A 17,947-nucleotide genomic window follows, 5' to 3' on the forward strand; every position below is an offset into this window, starting at 1 on the left:
TTCAGGACCAAAATCCCATTCTTCACCCCCCGTCCGCCCGCCACGGGTTGGAGGCATGGCGGCACAGGGGGGTCCGTGCCGGCACAGCCGTTGGTACCGTTTGCCAATGGACCTGGAAGCCTTGCCGAGGGCGCCTAAACTCAACGCCGACGCCCCGTGGGACGCATTCGACCCTCACGCGTACGTCGATCGCAATTACCGTGAGCTGCTCGACGTGGACGCGGAGATCATCACGTATGTACGCGATCATTTCAGCGATCATTTCCATAAGCGTTTCGAACGGCCGGTTCTCGGCGTTGACGTCGGTGCGGGTGCCAACCTCTACCCCGCACTGTGCATGCTGCCGTGGTGCAAGGAGATCACCCAGCTCGAGCTCTCGAGTGCGAACGTCGAGTATCTGAGAGAGCAGCGGGTCAACTTCGGTCCGGGGTGGGAGAGTTTCTGGCAGGTGCTGCGACAGGATCCCGCCTACGAGGAGATCCACGAAAACCGGAGGGCGAGATTCACGGACACCGTCCGCGTCGAACCCGGCAACCTTTTCGATCTGGTGCGCCGCCCCGCGCACTGGACCATCGGAACGATGTTCTTCGTCGCCGAGTCCATGTCCGACTCCCCCGCGGAGTTCCGCCGCGGTGTCGCGTGCTTCCTGCAGGCCCTGGCGCCCGGGGCTCCCTTCGCCGCCGCGTTCATGGCCGGGTCCACGGGGTATGACGTGGGCAGCGAGTATTACCCGGCGTGCGACATCGGCGAGGCGCAGGTGCACGAGGCCCTGGAGCCATTCGCCGAAAACTCCAGGGTTCTGCGACTGGACAAGCCGACAGACATGGTACGCCCGGGGCACGAGGGAATGATCCTGGCCCTCGGTCACCGGAATTCCACGGTTCATTTCTGACCGAGAGCACGAAATGCAGGCAGAGCGACCTGTGTGAGGGGCATGGGGATGCAGATCAAGCCACGCCAGCACTTGCTGGACATCTGGCAGGCCATGGCCCGCCACTCCTTCGACGGCGGCACGTGGTCGTGGGGGGAAGGAGGCGGACTCAGCAGTGTCGCGGACGCGGAACGGCTGCTGTGCCTCATGTATCCCGCCACCGAGATCCCCGCGTTCCGCCTCGACGAGCCCGACACCACCCAGACGGACGTGGAGAAGGCGCTGAAGCGGGTCGGCGGGCGCACCGAGATCCCCGTCGGCCTCGTGACGGCCCTCGAGCAGTTCATGCGCACGCACACCGCCCCGGACGCCACCCCCACCTTCGCCGGCGGCTCCTACTTCACCTCCCAGGACTCCAAGCAGGAGGTCGCCCAGGAGCAGCGGGAACTGGGCGTGGTCGACTCCTTCTCCATGTCGGTCACGCTGTGCCTCGCCACGCTCGGCTTCCTCAAGGTCTACGAGGACCGCACCTCCCGCAGCGACACGAAGAGGGCCATCGCGCAGCTGAGGGAGACGACCAGGACCCGGCTGACCGCCGCGATGGTCAGCCTGCTGCGCTCCTTCACCGTCAACGTCTTCGACGCCGACTCCGGCCAGGGCCGGCGGTTACGCCGGCTGGTCGGCCAGGGACAGATGTCGGAGCGGTCCGTCCTCCAGCAGTTCCAGCGCAGATTCAAACCGCTGCGCGCCACGATCACGGAGAGCTTCTTCCTCGGCGTCGACGTCGAGGAGCGCCTGCGGGACGACAACCAGCTCTTCGAGTGCGGCTGGGCCTGGAGCCTGGTCAAGGACGCGCCCAAGGTGGAGACCAGCGACCCGGTCGGCACACAGCCCGACGGCCAGGCCGACCCGGTGCCCTACCTCTACTTCACCGTGGTCGCACTCGACGGAATCCAGGACCTGTTCTCCGACCGCACCCTCACCCTCGGCCTGCTCAACCCCGAACAGCAGAGGCTCGCCGAGGCGCTGCGGCTGCGCTGGGAGATCACCCAGCAGTACTGGTCGGGCATCGCCCGCTTCGACCCCGAGCGCTGGCCGCTGGAGGACCTCCCCTGGCGTACCACCGGCCAGTCGCTGGAATCCGAGTACTTCTCGCTCTCCGTCGCCGCCATCCTGGTCCACGACCTGGTGCGCCGGCGGGCCACCGACGAGGACCTCACGCGCACCGTGACGGTCATGGAGCGCCTCGCCGAACGCGGCCGTATCACCAGCCGCATGACGCGCGACGACCCGGCCGTACGGCTCCACACCCCCGGCGTCACCCTGCCCCTGCTGGGCAGCGAGGACGCGGGCGGCGCGCCCCTGCAGTGGACGATGACCGACTTCTCGGCCCAGCTCCTCAAGCGCACCATCCAGCTCAGCGAGCTGTCCCGCAACATCACCGCCCAGGACCGCCTGCTCCGGCTCGCCGAGGAGATCTTCGGCCATCTGTGGCAGCGCCGTATCCAGGAGGGCGAGGGCATCGGGCTCTGGGACAACGTCCGTGCCGTGTACCCCTTCGTGCCGGACAGCCCGGCCCAGGTGTCCTGGAGCGTCACCGAGCGGGTCACCGAATGCATGGTGGCCGCCCGCAAGCTGTATGTGCAGCGGCCCATCCGCAGCGCCGAACTGGCGGTCCTGGCCCGTGCGTTGCTCAGCGAGTCCACCCATCTGTTCGGTTACGAGCAGATGGAGCCCGCCCTCGCCGCCGACGGCGAGCGCGCGAAGTCCCTGCGGAGCATAGAGATCAGGCTGCGGCGGGCGCGCCGGATCCTCGACGAGCAGCCGGGCACGGCCTGTGCACTGACCCTGTCCGTACTCGGTGAACTCGACGTCCTGGCCCAGGCCCGGGACGCGGCCCGGGAGGTGTGACACCGTGCTCGTCTTCGCCGCCTCCGACAAGGGAGGCACGGGCCGCTCCGTGACCAGCGCCAACATCGCCTACCAACGCGCGCTCGCCGGTGACGACGTGTGCTACGTCGACTTCGACTTCGGCTCGCCCACGGCCGCCGCCGTCTTCGACGTCCCCGGAGAGCTGGGCATCGACCGGGGCGGCCTGCACACCTATCTGGAGGCCGGCACGGCAGAGCCCGCCCGGGTCGACATCTGGGCCCACACCCTGCACCCGGTGCTGCGCAACCGGCCCAACGGCTCCGGCCGGCTGGTCCTGCTGCCGGGCGACGCGAGCGGCGGCGAGTTCGCCACGGACCAGGACACCCTGCGCCGCTGCGTCGATCTGCTGCTCCGCCTCAACAGCGAGTTCGACGTCATCATCGTGGACCTGAGCGCCGGACGCAGCTACGCCATGGACATGGTGCTGGAGGCGACGGCGCAGCCCGAGCTGCGGGGCGTCGAGGCCCGCTGGCTGGTCTTCCACCGCTGGACCCGGCAGCACGTGCTCGCCGCGTCGGGCCTGGTCTTCGGCGAGCACGGCATCCTCAACGGCGCGGCGGCCGGCCTGCACGACAAGGAGGCGCTGCGCCGGTCGATCCGCTTCGTCCGGGCCGCCGTACCCGACCCCGAGTCCGCGCTGTGGTCCCAGGTGTCGCCCGCCCAGTCCGTCTGGATGCAGAGGTGCGACGACTATCTGCGGCAGCTCGCCTCGGACCGGAAGATCGGGGACAGCGTGGTCCTCGGGACCGTCCCGCTGGAACCCGTTCTGCAATGGCGTGAGCAGCTCATCACCGAGGAGGACGTGCTGTCCACCCAGATCGCCAACAAGGAGACGCTGGAGGCACTGGAGGAACTCGCCCGAAGCCTGACCGACGAGACCCACTGGGGGCTGTCGTGACGCACTCCAGCTTCCGGGAGACCACCGCCGAGCCGCTCACCCGCTCCCTGGCGCTGTCCCATCTCTCCCTGGAGCTGGGGCATCTGTACATGGAGGACTTCGAGGGCGGGCCGCAGCGGCTGCGGCGGCACTTCGAGCGTGTGAAACCCTGGGCGGACGCGGCCCGTGCCGACGCCACCGCCCGGGGCCCTCGCCCCCGGATCAGCACCTGTTTCCTCATCGACGACTACTTCACGCGCTTCTCCACACCCGCCGAGGTCGTGCCGGTCCTGCTCGCCGAGGCCGAGCGCGCGGGGCTGGTCATCGACTACCTGGCCAGGGAGTCGGGCTGTGCCGTGGCGGACAAGGTGCCGCTCGCGGAGTCGGTGGCCGGCCGGCTGGTCGAATCCCCGCCGCCCGGCAGCTACGGCCTGCGCCCGCCCGTCGACCAGACCGGCTGGCTCGCCAACGGGGTGCGCACCCCCGCCCAGCGGGCCCAGGCGATGAAGCGGTCCGGAGCCTGGCAGCCTCCCCAGGAGACCGCCGCCCACCGGCACTCCGTCTTTCTGGACGTCGAGCTGTGGGACGACCAGGACGGGCGGCGCACCTGGTCGTGTCCCTTCCTCGCGGCGGTCTGGCAGCTGACCCGCCTCGGTCTGCTGCGCAACGAGGGCGAGCCGGTCCTCGTCCCGCGCGCCCACTTGGCGGACGGCTTCCCGACCGAGTGGGACCAGTTGGCGCCGCTGCTCCAGCTCAACGCCGCCGCCGCCCCCTTCAACGCCTACCGCACCTGCTCCGTGCTGCCGTCGCGGTTCCTGCCCGTCGAACACGCCGTACGCGTCATCCTCGACCAGACCGAGGTGGACGCGGGCGCGCTGCGGCAGGTCGCGCAGCGGTCGGCCGGCGAGGGCATCGCGGTGCCCGACTCCGTGGCGGACCGGGCCTCCTACGTCTTCTATCCGGGGTGGTGACATGGGCATTCCGGGGCAGGCAAGACCCTCGACGCTCGCCTGCGGCGAAGTACGGACCTGTCTGCTGCCGACGTCCCAGGCGCTGGACCTCCGGGCGGCCGGCCATATGCTGCGGCTCAGAGCCGACGAGCGCGTCCTCGTCTCCGAACGCCCGAACCTGTACGCCCTCTCGCCCGACACCCTCGTGGGGGTCGACTGCCCGCTGCCCGCCTCGAACGGCGCCAGGGTGCGCGCCGTCGGCACGGTGGTCACCCGGGCGGCGCTCACCGAGGGCCGTGTCCTCCAGGCCGGCTCGTCCTTCCGCGTCCCCGCGGCGGGCCCCGACCAGCGGCAGCCCTGGGGCCACTACCTGGTACGCCCAGGAGCGGTGGAACCCCTCGGGAAGCTGCCCGCGCAGGCGGTCGCCGAGGGGCTCCTCAAGGGCGGCCGGCCCGGGGAACTCGACCCTGGCCTGATCGCCGAGGGGCTGTTGACCAGGCTGCTGCGGCACCCGCTGCTGGACCAGAAGAGCCCGTTCAAGAGCCGCCGCACCCGGCTGCGCTGGGCGGCCCTGCCCGTCGCGGACGGCCAGGCCCCCTCGATCCACTTCACGGTCGTCGACGACGAGTTGCGCACGGTGCGGCTCGGGATCCCCGAGGACACCGAGCCGACCGCCGTCGTACGTCTGTGCGAGGACCTCGCGCTGCACGACTGGCTGCTCACCACGCTCGTACGGATGCTCGACGGCAGCCGTTTCGGCTCGGCGGACGGGCCCCTCGCCGTCCTGGCGCTGCGCCCCGCCGTCGACCATCTGCTGCATCTGTGGATGCCCCGGGCACGGGTGGACCGGACGCTGTCCGCGCTGTGGGAGGCGCTGGACGAACAGCCGGGATTCAGCCGCCAGTGGCACACGCTGGTACAGCGCATCCGGGACCAGATGGCCCTGCAGGCCATCCCCTTGCTCAGGGAGGCACTGACCGCACGCTGAACGCGACGCGCGAGCCGCTTTGGCGCGCGCTCCCGAAAGATCCGACGGGGGAGGAAAGGAATGACCGCTACGCAAGGAACGAGGAACACGCCGCGGACCGAGGGCCTGCGCGTACCACCGCTCCTGCTGAAGACGCTCGTCACCGTCGTGGTGTCGAGCATCGCCTACGTCTTCACCGACGCGCTCAACCAGAAGCAGGGCGAGGTGTGGAAGCTGACGGTCTCCATCGTGATCGGCGGGTCCGCGCTGATCATCCAGTACATGGTCGACTTCGAGCGGCGGCTGGAGGCGATGGAGCACGGGCAGCGCACCCGCATCCGGGAGATGAAGGACAGCCTGACGGAGCATCACCACGAGGTGCGGAGCCATCTCACCGACCACCGCCGGGAGATGACGGACCTGGTCGACGACCGCTTCGCCCGCATCAGCGAGGCCACCGAACTCTTCAGCCAGGTCGACCGCTCGGTGCTGCGCTCCGACGGGGTGACCAAGCTCGCCCGCAGCGCCACGAAGGCGGGACTGATGAACAACGAGCTGGTGAAGACCTTCGCCAGCGAGGAGATCGACCGGCTCGCCCAGCTCCTGGAGAACCTGAGCAACAACATCGCCGACTGCCTGGGGGAGAACCAGGACTGGCTCATCGACCTCACCCGGTGCATCAGGAGCACCCTCGACGCCACCAGCACCTCTGTCGACCGGGACTTCTGGAACAGCGAGCCCGCGAGCCGCTATCTGGAGGCGCAGAGCGACGCGATCCAGCGCGGGGTGAAGATCAGGCGGCTGTTCATCGTCGACACCGAGAACGCGATCGACGACAAGCTGAAGGAGCTGTGCGAGAGCCAGCGCGCGCTGGGCATCGACGCCCGTGTGGTGGCCCTGCCCCAACTGCCGCACCGGGTGCAGCTCGGCACCCACAGCGACTTCATCATCTTCGACAACGAACTCACCTATGAGATCGACCAGGACACGAAGAAGGTGAACGCCAAGACCACCCTCAACGCCCGGGCCGCCCTCGTCGAACACCGGATGAAGCGCTTCAACCGGCTGTGGGAGGCCACTCAGGACCTCTCCGGCTGACGGCCCGGCGTACTCCCGGCAGGCCGTCGCCCGACCTGTCCTCGCCTCACTGCCGGCCCTGATCCGCCGACCGTGGCCGGGATCGGGATCGGGATCGGGATCGGGATCGGGATCGGGATCGGGTTCAGGCCGGTACCGGTACCGGTACCGGTACCGCTGTGCCCCGTGACGCATCACCCGGACATCTCAGACAAGTTGCGCGGCCGGGTGCGCGGCGGGCAGCATGGCACAGTCAGCACGAAGCTGCTGCTCACGGCATGTGCGTACGTGCTCGCGGCTCCCTGAACGCGTTTTCGGGCAGACCCGTGGGCGGCACGAGCACCCGTGTGAACCGCGCTGCGGCACGAAGAGTCGCGTGGCCGTCAGGAGCGACCACTTCCGCCGGAACGGCGTGACCGAATTCCTTCAGCAGCCGCATGGAGAGCCGGCCGGGGACCGACCTGAGACAGCAGCAGGAGCGGCGCGACAAGCGTCCATCAGGAGGTGTTTGATGAGCACCATCGCCGAGTGGCTCGAAGAGAACGTCACGACCGACAAACGCGCGCTCGACTGGTACCGGGAGCCGGAATGCGAACCCCGTATCGTCCGTGCCTACCGCGAACTGCTGAGCGGCTATGAGATCGACACATCGACGATCCTCAAGACCACGGTCGAGGTCGAGGGCGAACACGCCGGTGTGGTCCGCGTACACGACATCAACTACTACTCCATCTGCGCGCACCACTTCCTGCCCTTCTACGGGAAGGTGGCGATCTCCTACGTGCCCGGCGGCCGAATCCTGGGCCTGGGCAAGTTCCCCCGGCTGGTGCAGGCGTTCAGCCGCAGGTTCCAGATCCAGGAGCACCTCGTGAAGGACATCGCCGAGGAGATCATGTCCTCGGGCGGTGCCCGTGCGGCGCGCGTGGTCTCCACCGGCCGGCACCTGTGCATGTGCAGCCGGGGCCCCTCCGACCACACGGCGATCACCGACACCTCCTACGTCACCGGCGACAAGGAACTCTTCGCGCGGTTCGGCCTGGACACCTGAGGTTCCGCCAGGTCCGGCGCACCCGGCCCGTGCGGCGGACACCTCGCTGTCCGCCGCGCGGACCGTGCGGTCCCGCGCGATCGGGACGTGGGGGACGGGAGCCGGGGATCCGGGGATCCGGAGTGAGGCATGAAACTGGACTTCCTTCCGCCGCACGCGCTGCGGGACGACGCCGTACGCCACTACTGCCTGCGCTGCCGCGGCGCGTCGGTTCAGTGGCGCACCACGGGCCCCCGCCGCCACTGTGTGTGCCGCGCGTGCGGCCACGTCGCCGACCGGGCGCTGGTGCTGGATCCCGCGCTGCGGTGGTGGACGGACGCCGAGAACGAGTACTGGCACGAGACGGCGGGCGTGTTCGTCCGGGACGTCCGCGGCCGCCTCCTCTTCTTCGACCGCACGGCGTTCCCCTTCGGCCTGACGATCCCCGCCGGGCACGTCGAGCGCCACGAGCACCCCGACGAGGCGGCGGTGCGCGAACTCCGGGAAGAGACGGGTATCGCCGGCGAACGGCTCGAACCCCTCGCCCGGACCCTGATACCCGGTGACGGCTGCCGCCGCGGTGCCGACGCCCATCTGTGGCACGTCTACCGGACAGCCGACGCGGTGGACGCGGACCTCGCGGTGGAACTCGGCCCGGAGGGCACCTCGGCTCTGTGGCTCACCCCCGACGAAGCGCTGCGTCACCCGGTGACCTATGCCGTACGCCGGTTGCTCGGGGAGTGCCGGAGCGCGTTGGATCCCTCCCGCCCCGCTGGATGATCCCGATGGTTCCGGGCGCTGACGTACCGATACGGGCCGGACGAAGGGAATGGACGGGGCTCGCGGTCCTCGCGCTGCCGACCATGCTCATCGGTCTGGACATGAGCGTGCTGCATCTCGCCGCGCCCGCGCTCGGCGAACAACTGCACCCGAGCGCAACGGAACTGCTCTGGATCGTCGACATCTACGGATTCATGGTGGCCGGTTTCCTCGCCACGATGGGGACCCTCGGCGACCGGATCGGCCGCCGCAGACTCCTGTTGACAGGGGCCGCGGCCTTCGCCGCGGCCTCGTTGCTCGCCTCCTGCGCGACCAGCGTCGGGACGCTCATCGCGTCGCGCGCGTTGCTCGGTGTCGCGGGGGCGACGCTGATGCCGTCGACCCTCTCCCTGATCAGCACGATGTTCCGTGACCCGGGGCAGCGGCGGCGGGCGGTCGCGGTGTGGATGACCAACTTCAGCATCGGCGCCATGGCCGGCCCGCTGATCGGCGGGGTGCTCCTGGAGCACTTCTGGTACGGCTCGGTGTTCCTGCTCGGCGTGCCGGTGGGCACCGTCCTGCTGATCGCCGGTCCGGCGCTGCTGCCCGAACACCGCGATCCGGGGGCCGGCCGGCTGGATCCGGTCAGCGTCGCGCTGTCCGTCGCGACGGTGTTGCCGGTGGTCTACGGGTTCAAGGAGATCGCCCAGCACGGCGTCCGTACGCTGCCGCTGCTGAGCCTCGCCGCCGGGCTCTGCCTCGGCGCCGTCTTCGTCCGCAGACAGGTGCGGCTCCCCGACCCCATGCTCGACCTCCGGCTTTTCGCCCGCCCCGCGTTCGGGGTGTCGCTGGGCGGGCTGACCCTGGGGCTCTTCGCGGTGACAGGGACACAGTTCCTGCTCCTGCAGTACTTCCAGCTCGTACTGGGGCTGTCCCCGCCGGTGGCCGGGCTGTGGGCGCTGCCCGCGGTGGCGGCGGGCGTGGCGGGCGCGCTGCTGGCTCCCGCCGTGGCCGGCCGCACCGGTCAGCTCCGGGTCATGGCGGGCGGCTACCTGCTGTCCGTACCGGGGCTGGTGCTGCTCACCCGGGTGGGTGCCGGGTCCGGGCCGTACCTCGCCGTCGTCGGCTTCGCCGTCATGTCCTTCGGCATCCAGGCGGCCCTCGCCCTCACCAACGACGTGATCATCAGCAGTGCCCCACCCGAACGCGCCGGCAACGCCTCGGGCATCGGGGAGACCGGCGCGAATCTGGGCGAAGCGCTCGGCGTGGCCGTCGCCGGATCCGTCGCCGCCGCCGTGTACCGCGCGAAGTTGCACGGCAACTCCCTACCGGACGGCATCGGGCCCGATCGCGCCGAGGCCGCCCGTGCGACGCTCGGCGGGGCCACCGAGGTCGCCGGCCGGCTGCCCGATCGGCTCTGCGGTGACCTCCTCGCACTCGCCCGGACGGCGTTCACGGACGGACTTCACGTGGCGGCGCTGCTCGACATCGGCGTCCTGATGACGCTCGCCGCGGCGCACCTGACGCTCCTGCGCCACGACACGGGAGGCCGGGATTGCATGGGGCGGGATGCGCGACTCCAGGAGATGGAGATGGAGACGGAGATGGGGCCGGAAGCGGAGATGGAGACGGAGATGGGGCCGGAAGCGGTTCCGGGACGCACGGCCGGGCCGCGCTAGGCGAACGGGCTTTAAGCGTGGCCGTGGTGGCCGTGGTGGCCGTGGTGGCCGTGGTGGTGACGTTGGTCGCTTTCGCGCCCGCGTAGGCGGTGGACGAGGTCGATGGCGGCTTCCGGCCAGAGCGGGTGGTCGAAGGTGAAGCCCGCTGTCAGCAGACGGCCTGGAACGACCCGGCGGCTCTTGAGCAGCAGTTCGGTGTCCGAGCGCAGCACGAACGCACCGAGTTCGGCCATCCACTTCGTCGCGGGCAGGCCCACCGGGACACCCCACGCAGCGCGCAGCGCGCGCATGAGCATGCGCTGCGGCACCGGCTCGGGCGCGGCGAGATTCACCGGTCCGGCGATGTCGTCCCGGTCGACCAGGAACTCCACCGCGCGGACGAAGTCATGGTCATGGATCCACGACACGTACTGGGCATCGCCCGCCACCGGTCCGCCGAGCCCGAGCCGCGCCAGCCGCAACAGGACGTCGAAGACGCCCCCTCGATCGGGGCTCATCACCATCGCGGAGCGCAGGGCGACCTTGCGGGTGGCCGGAGTGCCGGCCTTCTCCTGTTCCCGCTCCCAGGCTTTGGCGATGTCGACGCTGAAGGCCCAGTAGCCCGGGACGGCGGCTTCGGTCCCTCCGAGGACACCGGTCTCCTCGTCGTTGGGTGCGTCGAAGCGGTGGGCGTAGATCGTGGCCGTGCTCATCTGCAGCCAGACGCGGGGAGGCCGGGCGGCCGCCGCGATCGCCTCGCCCACGACCCGGGCGGAGTCCACGCGCGAGCCCATCATGGCCTGCAAGTTGTCGGCGGTGTAGCGGCAGCTGACGCTGCGACCGGCCAGGTTCACCACGACGTCGCTGCCGTCGAGCGCCTCGGCCCACGGGCCCAGGGTCTTTCCGTCCCACCGGACTTCACCCTGGTGCGCCGGCCGCCTGCTCAGCACCACGACCTCGTGCCCGGCGGCGGTCAGCGCGCGGTTCAGGATCGTACCCACCTGCCCGGTTCCCCCGGGTATCACGATCTTCATCCGACCTCTCCCCCTCAGTGGTGGAGTCGAGCCTAGCTCAGATTTGAACATGTTCAAAAGAGGGGGCTGGCGTAGGTGGGGCGGGGGTTGGCTGGGGTGGGGGCTTGGCGGTGATGTGGCGGTGAGGGCCGCCCGCTTCTTTGCCAGTGTCGTGCTTGCGCGGGCCGAGTAAAGGGCGCTGCGTTGCGCTGCGCTCCACTTCGCGTCGGCTGCGCCGATCGGCCTGCGGCCGACCCTTGACTCGGCCCTCACCGTACGGATGAACTCCGTCCGCGCCGCCGAGCCGGAGAACTCCCGCGCCGCCCGGCGTGAACCGTTGGCTCCGGCCCGACGAATCCCTGGTGCCCCGCACTTGTAGCGCACAGACACCTGTCAAGTGTAGATGCAGAGCGTCACCATGGGGATGCGAAGGGTAAAAGTCGAAGGGAGCGGGGAGCACGGTGGCTGCAGTACACGTATCACTCGGGGGACGACACTCGGCGCGCAGCGTCGAAGAGCGGAGGACACGGTGAAGGAAGTACCGGCGGCCCTACGCGCACAGCGGGCTCCGGAGGTGGGATGAAGCCGCCGATCGGTTCGTACGCCGTCGACGTCCGCAGTGGAAGGGTGGGCGTCGTGATGGGGCACGAGGGGCCGTACGTCCAGCTGAGACCGTACGGCGGAGGCAAGGAGTGGGACGTGGAGCCGGAGGCCGTGCGCCCCGCGACCCCGGCGGAGCGCCTGCGCGCCGCGACCGCGTACGCCAACGCCCGCAGCCGTGGCGAGGTGCCGTGACCGACGGGTGCCCGTGTCCGGAAGTGGCCCGGCGGGCCTGGAGAGCGCCCGCCGTAGGCGAGAATGGGGGCCATGAGTCTGTTCCGCGACGACGGCATCGTGCTGCGCACCCAGAAACTGGGTGAGGCGGACCGGATCATCACGTTGCTCACGCGGGGGCACGGACGGGTACGGGCGGTGGCCCGTGGGGTGCGCCGCACCAAGTCGAAGTTCGGGGCCCGGCTGGAACCCTTCTCGCATGTGGACGTGCAGTTCTTCGCGCGCGGCGGTGAACTGGTGGGGCGCGGACTGCCGCTGTGCACGCAGAGCGAGACCATCGCTCCGTACGGGAGCGGGATCGTCGCGGACTACGCGCGCTACACCGCCGGGACCGCCATGCTGGAGACCGCCGAGCGGTTCACCGATCACGAGGGGGAGCCGGCGGTCCAGCAGTATCTGCTGCTCGTCGGCGGCCTGCGCACCCTGGCCCGGGGTGAGCACGCGCCGCATCTGGTCCTGGACGCCTTCCTGCTGCGCTCCCTCGCCGTCAACGGCTACGCGCCCAGCTTCAGCGACTGCGCGAAGTGCGGCATGCCCGGACCGAACCGGTTCTTCTCGGTGGCCTCGGGCGGCGTCGTGTGCGGTGACTGCCGGGTGCCCGGCAGCGTCGTACCCTCGCCGCGCGCCCTGGAACTGCTCGGCGCGCTGCTGACGGGAGACTGGGAGACCGCGGACGCGTGCGAGCCGCGGTACGCCCGGGAGGGCAGCGGACTGGTGTCGGCGTATCTGCACTGGCACCTGGAGCGCGGACTGCGCTCGCTTCGGTACGTGGAACAGTAGACAGTCACAGCGACAACAGGTCAGACAGTCACAGCGACAGCAGATCGAGGAGCGAGAAGCACATGGCCGTACGCGGGTTCCTGGGCCGTCAGCGCCGCGAGTACAGGACGCCGGAGCCGCACCCGTCCGGGGCTCGTCCGCCGAAGCTTCCGGGCGAGCTGGTCCCGACCCATGTGGCGATCGTGATGGACGGGAACGGCCGGTGGGCCAAGGAGCGCGGGCAGCCGCGCACCGAGGGGCACAAGGTCGGCGCCGAGCGCGTGCTGGACGTGCTGCAGGGCGCGATCGAGATGGGCGTCGGGAACATCTCGCTGTACGCGTTCTCCACCGAGAACTGGAAGCGCTCACCGGACGAGGTGCGCTTCCTCATGAACTTCAACCGTGACTTCATCCGCAAGACCCGCGACCAGCTCGACGAGCTCGGCATCCGGGTGCGCTGGGTGGGCCGGATGCCCAAGCTGTGGAAGTCGGTGGCCAAGGAACTCCAGGTCGCCCAGGAGCAGACCAGGGACAACGACCGGCTCACGCTGTACTTCTGCATGAACTACGGCGGCCGCGCCGAGATCGCGGACGCGGCGCAGGCCATGGCCGAGGACGTGAAGGCCGGCCGGCTCGACCCCGCGAAGATCACGGAGAAGACCCTCACGAAGTACCTCTACTACCCGGACATGCCGGATGTGGACCTGTTCCTGCGGCCGAGCGGCGAGCAGCGCACCTCCAACTACCTGATCTGGCAGAGCGCGTACGCCGAGATGGTCTTCCAGAACGTGCTGTGGCCGGACTTCGACCGCCGCGACCTGTGGCGGGCGTGCGTGGAGTTCGCCTCCCGCGACCGCCGCTTCGGCGGGGCGATCCCGAACGAGGAACTGCTGGCCATGGAACGGGACATGCGGGGCCGGCCGGCCACCTCGTAGCCACCGCGCCGCCGAGACGGCGGTGCCGCTTCGGGCGGCAACAGGGCGTGCGCGTGTGCGATTAAGATCATGGGCGACTGCTCGCTTCTACGGGAGTTCGGCTTGTTCGCTTTCGTGATTCCTGCGCACAACGAAGAGGCCACGGTGGCCACGATCGTCAGCCAGGCCCTCGCGGCCGCGCGGCCCGGCGACCGTGTGCTGGTCGTGGACAGCGGGTCGACCGACGACACGGCGCGGCGGGCACGCCGGGCCGGTGCGGAGGTGCTCAGCGGTCCGCTCGGCAAGGGCGCGGCCATGCAGCTGGCGGTGTCGGCGGTGGACAGCGAGTGGACGTGCTTCCTCGACGCCGACCTTGTCACGTCGGAACGGAATGTGGCCGCGCTGCTCCGCGAGACCGCGGCCGGCGGCACGGCGGACCATGTGGTCGGCGACTACGAGTACGACTATCCGGGCACCATCCTGGCGTCCACGTTCACCATCTACGAGCCGCTCACCGCCCGGTTCTTCCCGGAGGTCGGCTTCCACGGGGCCAACGCCCTCACGGGGTACCGTGCCGTCCGCACCCGTCTGCTGCGCGCTGCCCCGCTCCCGCCGGACTTCGGTGTCGAGACCTTTCTCAACATCTCCCTCGCCCTGTCCGGCGGGCAGGTGAACGTGTGTCATCTCGGTGTCATCGGCAGCCGTTTCCGCTTCCACGGGGGCTCGATGGCGACGGAGATAGGCACCAGGATCCTGGACATGGCCGAGGCCTACGGGCGCCTGGACTCGGCGGACCGGCCGGACTGGGACCAGTGGCTCCAGGCGGGGGTGGCCGCTCTCGCGCCGAACACGGCGGACGAGGGCCGCTCGGCCCTCCTGGCCCGGCTGTTCAGCACGGTCCGCAGGCCGATGCCGTCGGGCGGCCCGCCGGCGCCGGCACACTTCACCAGCCGCCTGGGGGTCTGAGCGCGAAGCGGCCGGGAGCCGGGGTCCCGCAGCGGCGGCCCGGCACCGGCACCTCGGCTCAGGTCCCGGCCGCCGCGCAGTCCGCGCAGGTGCCGAAGATCTCCACCGTGTGGGCGACGTTGACGTAGCCGTGCTCCGCGGCGATCGCCTCCGCCCACTTCTCCACCGCCGGGCCCTCGACCTCGACGGCCTTGCCGCAGACGCGGCACACGAGGTGGTGGTGGTGCTCGCCCGTCGAGCAGCGGCGGTAGACCGACTCGCCCTCGGAGGTGCGCAGGACGTCGACCTCGCCGGCCTCGGCGAGGGACTGCAGGGTGCGGTAGACGGTGGTGAGCCCGACCGAGTCACCCTTGTGCTTGAGCATGTCGTGGAGTTCCTGCGCGCTGCGGAACTCGTCGACCTCGTCGAGTGCCGCAGCCACGGCGGCACGCTGGCGCGTGGATCGTCCCCGTACGGGCTGGCCGGCGGTCGTCACCGTTGCCTCCTTCTAGATGGCCTCGCTCGCCTGCGGGACGCTTCGAGCCGGTACCGGCGCGCCCCTTCGGTTCTCACGGCTCACGTCTGCGCCTTGCCGGGCCCATTGTGCCAGTTCGGGCCGGGCGCGGTCAGACTCCGACCTCGTCGGTCGCCTTCCGGTTGGCCGGAATCGAGCACTCCAGCGGGTCCGGGGCGGACCGCGCGGCGGCCCGTGCCCGCGCGCGTCGCCGGGCCAGCGGAGTCGCCAGCGCGGTGAGCGCGATGAACGCGGCGATCGTCAGCAGCACGATCGTCGCGCCGGGCGGCACGTCCTGGTAGTACGAGGTGATCGTGCCGCCGAGGGCCACGGTCACCCCGATGGCGACCGCGATCGCGAAGGTCGCCGCGAAGCTGCGGCCGAGTTGCTGTGCCGCCGCCACCGGGACCACCATCAGGGCGGACACCAGCAGCAGACCGACCACGCGCATCGCGACCGTCACTGTCACCGCCGCCGTGACCGCCGTCAGCAGGTTCAGCGCCCGCACCGGCAGGCCCGTCACCCGGGCGAACTCCTCGTCCTGGCTGACCGCGAAGAGCTGGCGGCGCAGACCGAGGGTGACCAGGACGACGAAGGCGGCGAGCAGGCAGATCGCGACGACGTCCGACGACGAGACCGTGGACAGCGATCCGAACAGGTACGACGTCAGGTTGGCGTTGGAGCCGCCCGGAGCGAGGTTGATGAACATCACGCCGCCGGCCATGCCGCCGTAGAACAGCATCGCGAGGGCGATGTCGCCGCGCGTCCTGCCGTACCAGCGGATCAGCTCCATCAGGACGGAGCCGACGACCGAGACGGCCGTCGCCATCCACACGGGGGAGGTGGACAGCAGGAAGCCGAGGCCGACGCCCGTCATGGCCACGTGGCCGATGCCGTCGCCCATCAGGGCCTGGCGGCGCTGCACGAGGTAGATCCCGACGGCCGGCGCGGTGATGCCGACCAGGACGGCCGCGAGCAGGGCCCGCTGCATGAAGGCGAAGTTCAGGAAGTCCATCAGCTCAGCAGTCCCGTACGGATCGATTCGGCGCCCACGTCGTGCGGGTGCACATGGTCGTGGCCTGGCAGGGCGTGCTGGCCCACGGCCCTCGGGGGCGGCCCGTCGTGCAGGACGCAGCCGTCGCGCAGGACCACCGCCCGGTCGATCAGCGGTTCCAGGGGCCCGAGTTCGTGCAGCACCAGCAGCACGGTCGTGCCGGAGGCGACCTGTCCCTCCAGCGTCCGCGCGAGCACCTCCTGGCTCGCCAGGTCGACGCCCGCCATCGGCTCGTCCATGATCAGCAGTTCGGGCTCGGAGGCGAGGGCGCGGGCGATCAGCACACGCTGGTGCTGGCCGCCGGAGAGCGCGTCGACGGAGTCCTTGGCCCGGTCCGCCATGCCGACCAGCTCCAGGGCGCGTCGCACGGCCTCGTGGTCGGCCCTGCGCAGGATGCCGAAGCGGGTCCGGGAGAGCCGGCCGGAGGAGACCACCTCGGTCACCGTGGCGGGCACACCGCCCGCGGCCGTGGTGCGCTGCGGCACGTACCCGATGCGCCGCCAGTCGCGGAAGCCGCGGCGCGGGGTGCCGAACAGCTCGATCTCGCCGGCGTTCGTCGGCACCTGGCCGATGATGGTGCGTACGGCCGTCGACTTGCCCGATCCGTTGGCACCGAGCAGCGCGACGACCTCACCGCGGTGCACGGTCAGGTCGATGCCGCGCAGGACGGGGCGCGAGCCCAGGTCGGCGCGTACGCCGCGCAGGCGTATGACGGGCTCGCTCATGGCAGCACCCTCCGGTGTCACTTGGCCCCCAGAGCTGTCTGCAGGGCCTTGAGGTTGGACTCCATGACCTGGAAGTAGTCGCTGCCGCGGGACTTGGCGGTGATGCCCTCGATCGGGTCGAGGACGTCCGTCCGCAGGTGCGCGTCCTGGGCGACGGTCTTCGCGGTCTTGTCGCTGACGAGTGTCTCGTAGAAGACCGTGGAGACGCCGTCGGCCTTCGCCAAGGTCTCGAGTTCCCGTACCCGCGCCGCGCTGGGCTCGGACTCCGGGTCCAGGCCGTTGATCGCCTCCTCGGTGAGGCCGTAGCGCTCGGCGAGGTAGCCGAAGGCGGCGTGGGTGGTGATGAAGACCTTGCTCTTGGTGCTGCGCAGCCCGCTCGCGTACTGCGCGTCGAGGTCGTGGAGCTTCTTGACCAGGGCCGCGGTGTTCTTCGCGTAGTCGGCCGCGTGCTTCGGGTCCGCCTTCTCGAAGGCCTTGCCGACGCCCTGGGCGACCTGGGCGTAGCGCACCGGGTCGAGCCAGATGTGGGGGTCCTTGCCGCCGGACTCCTCGCCCTGGTGGGTGTCGTGCTGGGCCGCGTGGCCGCCGACCTCGTTGCCGTGCTCCTCCAGCGTGGTCAGGGAGGCCGCGTCGATCTTCGTCTTGATCTCGGACTGGGCGACCGCGTCGTCGACGGAGGGCTGGAGGTTCTTCAGATAGAGCACCGCGTCGGACTCCTGGAGCTGCGCGGTCTGCCGGGCGCTGATCTCCAGGTCGTGCGGCTCCTGGCCGGGCTGGGTGAGACTGGTGACATGGACGTGGCTCCCGCCGATCTGCTCGGCGAGGAAGGCCATCGGATAGAACGACGCGACGACGTCGAACTTCCCGGTGTTGCCGGCGGCGGCACCGGTGGCGGAGCAGGCGGAGAGGGCTCCGAGGCCCAGCGCGGTGACTGCGGCGAGCGCGGTGCCGGGTATGAGGCGTCGTCGTACGTTCATGACAGTCATTTTCAACAAACATGGAAACCGTTGTCAACAATCCCCCGGTAACGGCTCGACAGACCCGGGGACCCGCGTCAGGTGCCCCACCGAT

Annotated in this window: 18 protein-coding genes; 13 read left to right on the plus strand and 5 right to left on the minus strand. The window is 70.3% G+C overall.

Going from position 1 to position 17,947, the window contains the following annotated elements; all coding sequences use genetic code 11:
- Window positions 1-106 precede the first annotated feature (106 nt).
- From ACWD5Q_RS17515 to ACWD5Q_RS17555, 9 genes are all read left to right on the plus strand, one after another.
- Window positions 107-892: an SCO2525 family SAM-dependent methyltransferase gene (locus ACWD5Q_RS17515; protein ID WP_451427886.1), complete on the plus strand. Its 786-nt coding sequence runs from the start codon at window positions 107-109 to the stop codon at window positions 890-892.
- 48 nt (window positions 893-940) lie between these two features.
- On the plus strand, window positions 941-2,782 hold the full coding sequence (locus tag ACWD5Q_RS17520) for an SCO2524 family protein (RefSeq protein WP_451427887.1): 1,842 nt from the start codon (window positions 941-943) through the stop codon (window positions 2,780-2,782).
- Between the two features lie 4 nt (window positions 2,783-2,786).
- Entirely contained in the window at window positions 2,787-3,701 is a 915-nt protein-coding gene (locus ACWD5Q_RS17525; protein ID WP_451427888.1) for an SCO2523 family variant P-loop protein, read from the plus strand.
- Window positions 3,698-4,651: an SCO2522 family protein gene (locus ACWD5Q_RS17530; protein WP_451427889.1), complete on the plus strand. Its 954-nt coding sequence runs from the start codon at window positions 3,698-3,700 to the stop codon at window positions 4,649-4,651. The genes ACWD5Q_RS17525 and ACWD5Q_RS17530 overlap by 4 nt, the downstream gene beginning before the upstream one ends.
- Before the next feature lies 1 nt (window position 4,652).
- Entirely contained in the window at window positions 4,653-5,618 is a 966-nt protein-coding gene (locus ACWD5Q_RS17535) for an SCO2521 family protein (RefSeq protein ID WP_451427890.1), read from the plus strand.
- A 60-nt stretch (window positions 5,619-5,678) separates the two neighbouring features.
- Window positions 5,679-6,695: a DUF6879 family protein gene (locus ACWD5Q_RS17540; RefSeq protein ID WP_451427891.1), complete on the plus strand. Its 1,017-nt coding sequence runs from the start codon at window positions 5,679-5,681 to the stop codon at window positions 6,693-6,695.
- A gap of 490 nt (window positions 6,696-7,185) precedes the next feature.
- Window positions 7,186-7,722, plus strand: a complete 537-nt coding sequence (gene folE, locus ACWD5Q_RS17545) for a GTP cyclohydrolase I (protein WP_451427892.1) — start codon at window positions 7,186-7,188, stop codon at window positions 7,720-7,722.
- Window positions 7,723-7,851: 129 nt separating this feature from the next.
- On the plus strand, window positions 7,852-8,481 hold the full coding sequence (locus ACWD5Q_RS17550) for an NUDIX hydrolase (RefSeq protein ID WP_451427893.1): 630 nt from the start codon (window positions 7,852-7,854) through the stop codon (window positions 8,479-8,481).
- 5 nt (window positions 8,482-8,486) lie between these two features.
- Window positions 8,487-10,139, plus strand: a complete 1,653-nt coding sequence (locus tag ACWD5Q_RS17555) for an MFS transporter (protein ID WP_451427894.1) — start codon at window positions 8,487-8,489, stop codon at window positions 10,137-10,139.
- Window positions 10,140-10,150: 11 nt separating this feature from the next.
- On the opposite strand, the gene ACWD5Q_RS17560 is transcribed toward ACWD5Q_RS17555, so the two are convergent.
- Complete coding sequence (locus ACWD5Q_RS17560) at window positions 10,151-11,152, minus strand: TIGR01777 family oxidoreductase (protein ID WP_451427895.1); 1,002 nt, start codon at window positions 11,150-11,152, stop codon at window positions 10,151-10,153.
- Window positions 11,153-11,710: 558 nt separating this feature from the next.
- Between ACWD5Q_RS17560 and ACWD5Q_RS17565 the strand changes: the two genes are divergently transcribed.
- From ACWD5Q_RS17565 to ACWD5Q_RS17580, 4 genes are all read left to right on the plus strand, one after another.
- Window positions 11,711-11,926 (plus strand): hypothetical protein, encoded by a 216-nt coding sequence (locus ACWD5Q_RS17565; protein ID WP_311697374.1) that lies wholly within the window; start codon window positions 11,711-11,713, stop codon window positions 11,924-11,926.
- 72 nt (window positions 11,927-11,998) lie between these two features.
- Complete coding sequence (gene recO / locus ACWD5Q_RS17570) at window positions 11,999-12,745, plus strand: DNA repair protein RecO (protein ID WP_451427896.1); 747 nt, start codon at window positions 11,999-12,001, stop codon at window positions 12,743-12,745.
- Window positions 12,746-12,807: 62 nt separating this feature from the next.
- Complete coding sequence (locus tag ACWD5Q_RS17575) at window positions 12,808-13,659, plus strand: isoprenyl transferase (RefSeq protein WP_451427897.1); 852 nt, start codon at window positions 12,808-12,810, stop codon at window positions 13,657-13,659.
- 102 nt (window positions 13,660-13,761) lie between these two features.
- Entirely contained in the window at window positions 13,762-14,604 is an 843-nt protein-coding gene (locus ACWD5Q_RS17580) for a glycosyltransferase family 2 protein (protein WP_451427898.1), read from the plus strand.
- Window positions 14,605-14,662: 58 nt separating this feature from the next.
- Here the strand turns inward: ACWD5Q_RS17580 and ACWD5Q_RS17585 are convergent, their stop codons facing one another.
- The 4 genes from ACWD5Q_RS17585 to ACWD5Q_RS17600 form a co-directional block, all read right to left on the minus strand.
- Window positions 14,663-15,079 (minus strand): Fur family transcriptional regulator, encoded by a 417-nt coding sequence (locus ACWD5Q_RS17585; protein WP_451427899.1) that lies wholly within the window; start codon window positions 15,077-15,079, stop codon window positions 14,663-14,665.
- Window positions 15,080-15,209: 130 nt separating this feature from the next.
- The gene (locus ACWD5Q_RS17590) at window positions 15,210-16,112 is read right to left on the minus strand and encodes a metal ABC transporter permease (RefSeq protein ID WP_451427900.1); all 903 of its coding nucleotides are present in this window, start codon (window positions 16,110-16,112) and stop codon (window positions 15,210-15,212) included.
- Entirely contained in the window at window positions 16,112-16,876 is a 765-nt protein-coding gene (locus tag ACWD5Q_RS17595; RefSeq protein WP_451427901.1) for a metal ABC transporter ATP-binding protein, read from the minus strand. Before ACWD5Q_RS17595 ends, ACWD5Q_RS17590 begins: the two co-directional genes overlap by 1 nt.
- Before the next feature lie 17 nt (window positions 16,877-16,893).
- Window positions 16,894-17,853, minus strand: coding sequence for a metal ABC transporter substrate-binding protein (locus tag ACWD5Q_RS17600; RefSeq protein ID WP_451427902.1), 960 nt, complete (start codon window positions 17,851-17,853; stop codon window positions 16,894-16,896).
- Window positions 17,854-17,947: the final 94 nt, after the last annotated feature.

The organism is Streptomyces sp. NPDC002513 (assembly GCF_053595355.1).

Excerpts from the sequence above, each read along its gene's own strand:
- ACWD5Q_RS17515 (WP_451427886.1), top strand. The coding sequence starts at position 107 with ATGGACCTGGAAGCCTTGCCGAGGGCGCCTAAACTCAACGCCGACGCC.
- ACWD5Q_RS17520 (WP_451427887.1), top strand. The coding sequence starts at position 941 with ATGCAGATCAAGCCACGCCAGCACTTGCTGGACATCTGGCAGGCCATG.
- ACWD5Q_RS17535 (WP_451427890.1), top strand. The coding sequence starts at position 4,653 with ATGGGCATTCCGGGGCAGGCAAGACCCTCGACGCTCGCCTGCGGCGAA.
- ACWD5Q_RS17540 (WP_451427891.1), top strand. The coding sequence starts at position 5,679 with ATGACCGCTACGCAAGGAACGAGGAACACGCCGCGGACCGAGGGCCTG.
- folE (WP_451427892.1), top strand. The coding sequence starts at position 7,186 with ATGAGCACCATCGCCGAGTGGCTCGAAGAGAACGTCACGACCGACAAA.
- ACWD5Q_RS17550 (WP_451427893.1), top strand. The coding sequence starts at position 7,852 with ATGAAACTGGACTTCCTTCCGCCGCACGCGCTGCGGGACGACGCCGTA.
- ACWD5Q_RS17555 (WP_451427894.1), top strand. The coding sequence starts at position 8,487 with ATGGTTCCGGGCGCTGACGTACCGATACGGGCCGGACGAAGGGAATGG.
- ACWD5Q_RS17560 (WP_451427895.1), bottom strand. The coding sequence starts at position 11,152 with ATGAAGATCGTGATACCCGGGGGAACCGGGCAGGTGGGTACGATCCTG.
- ACWD5Q_RS17565 (WP_311697374.1), top strand. The coding sequence starts at position 11,711 with ATGAAGCCGCCGATCGGTTCGTACGCCGTCGACGTCCGCAGTGGAAGG.
- recO (WP_451427896.1), top strand. The coding sequence starts at position 11,999 with ATGAGTCTGTTCCGCGACGACGGCATCGTGCTGCGCACCCAGAAACTG.
- ACWD5Q_RS17575 (WP_451427897.1), top strand. The coding sequence starts at position 12,808 with ATGGCCGTACGCGGGTTCCTGGGCCGTCAGCGCCGCGAGTACAGGACG.
- ACWD5Q_RS17590 (WP_451427900.1), bottom strand. The coding sequence starts at position 16,112 with ATGGACTTCCTGAACTTCGCCTTCATGCAGCGGGCCCTGCTCGCGGCC.
- ACWD5Q_RS17595 (WP_451427901.1), bottom strand. The coding sequence starts at position 16,876 with ATGAGCGAGCCCGTCATACGCCTGCGCGGCGTACGCGCCGACCTGGGC.
- ACWD5Q_RS17600 (WP_451427902.1), bottom strand. The coding sequence starts at position 17,853 with ATGAACGTACGACGACGCCTCATACCCGGCACCGCGCTCGCCGCAGTC.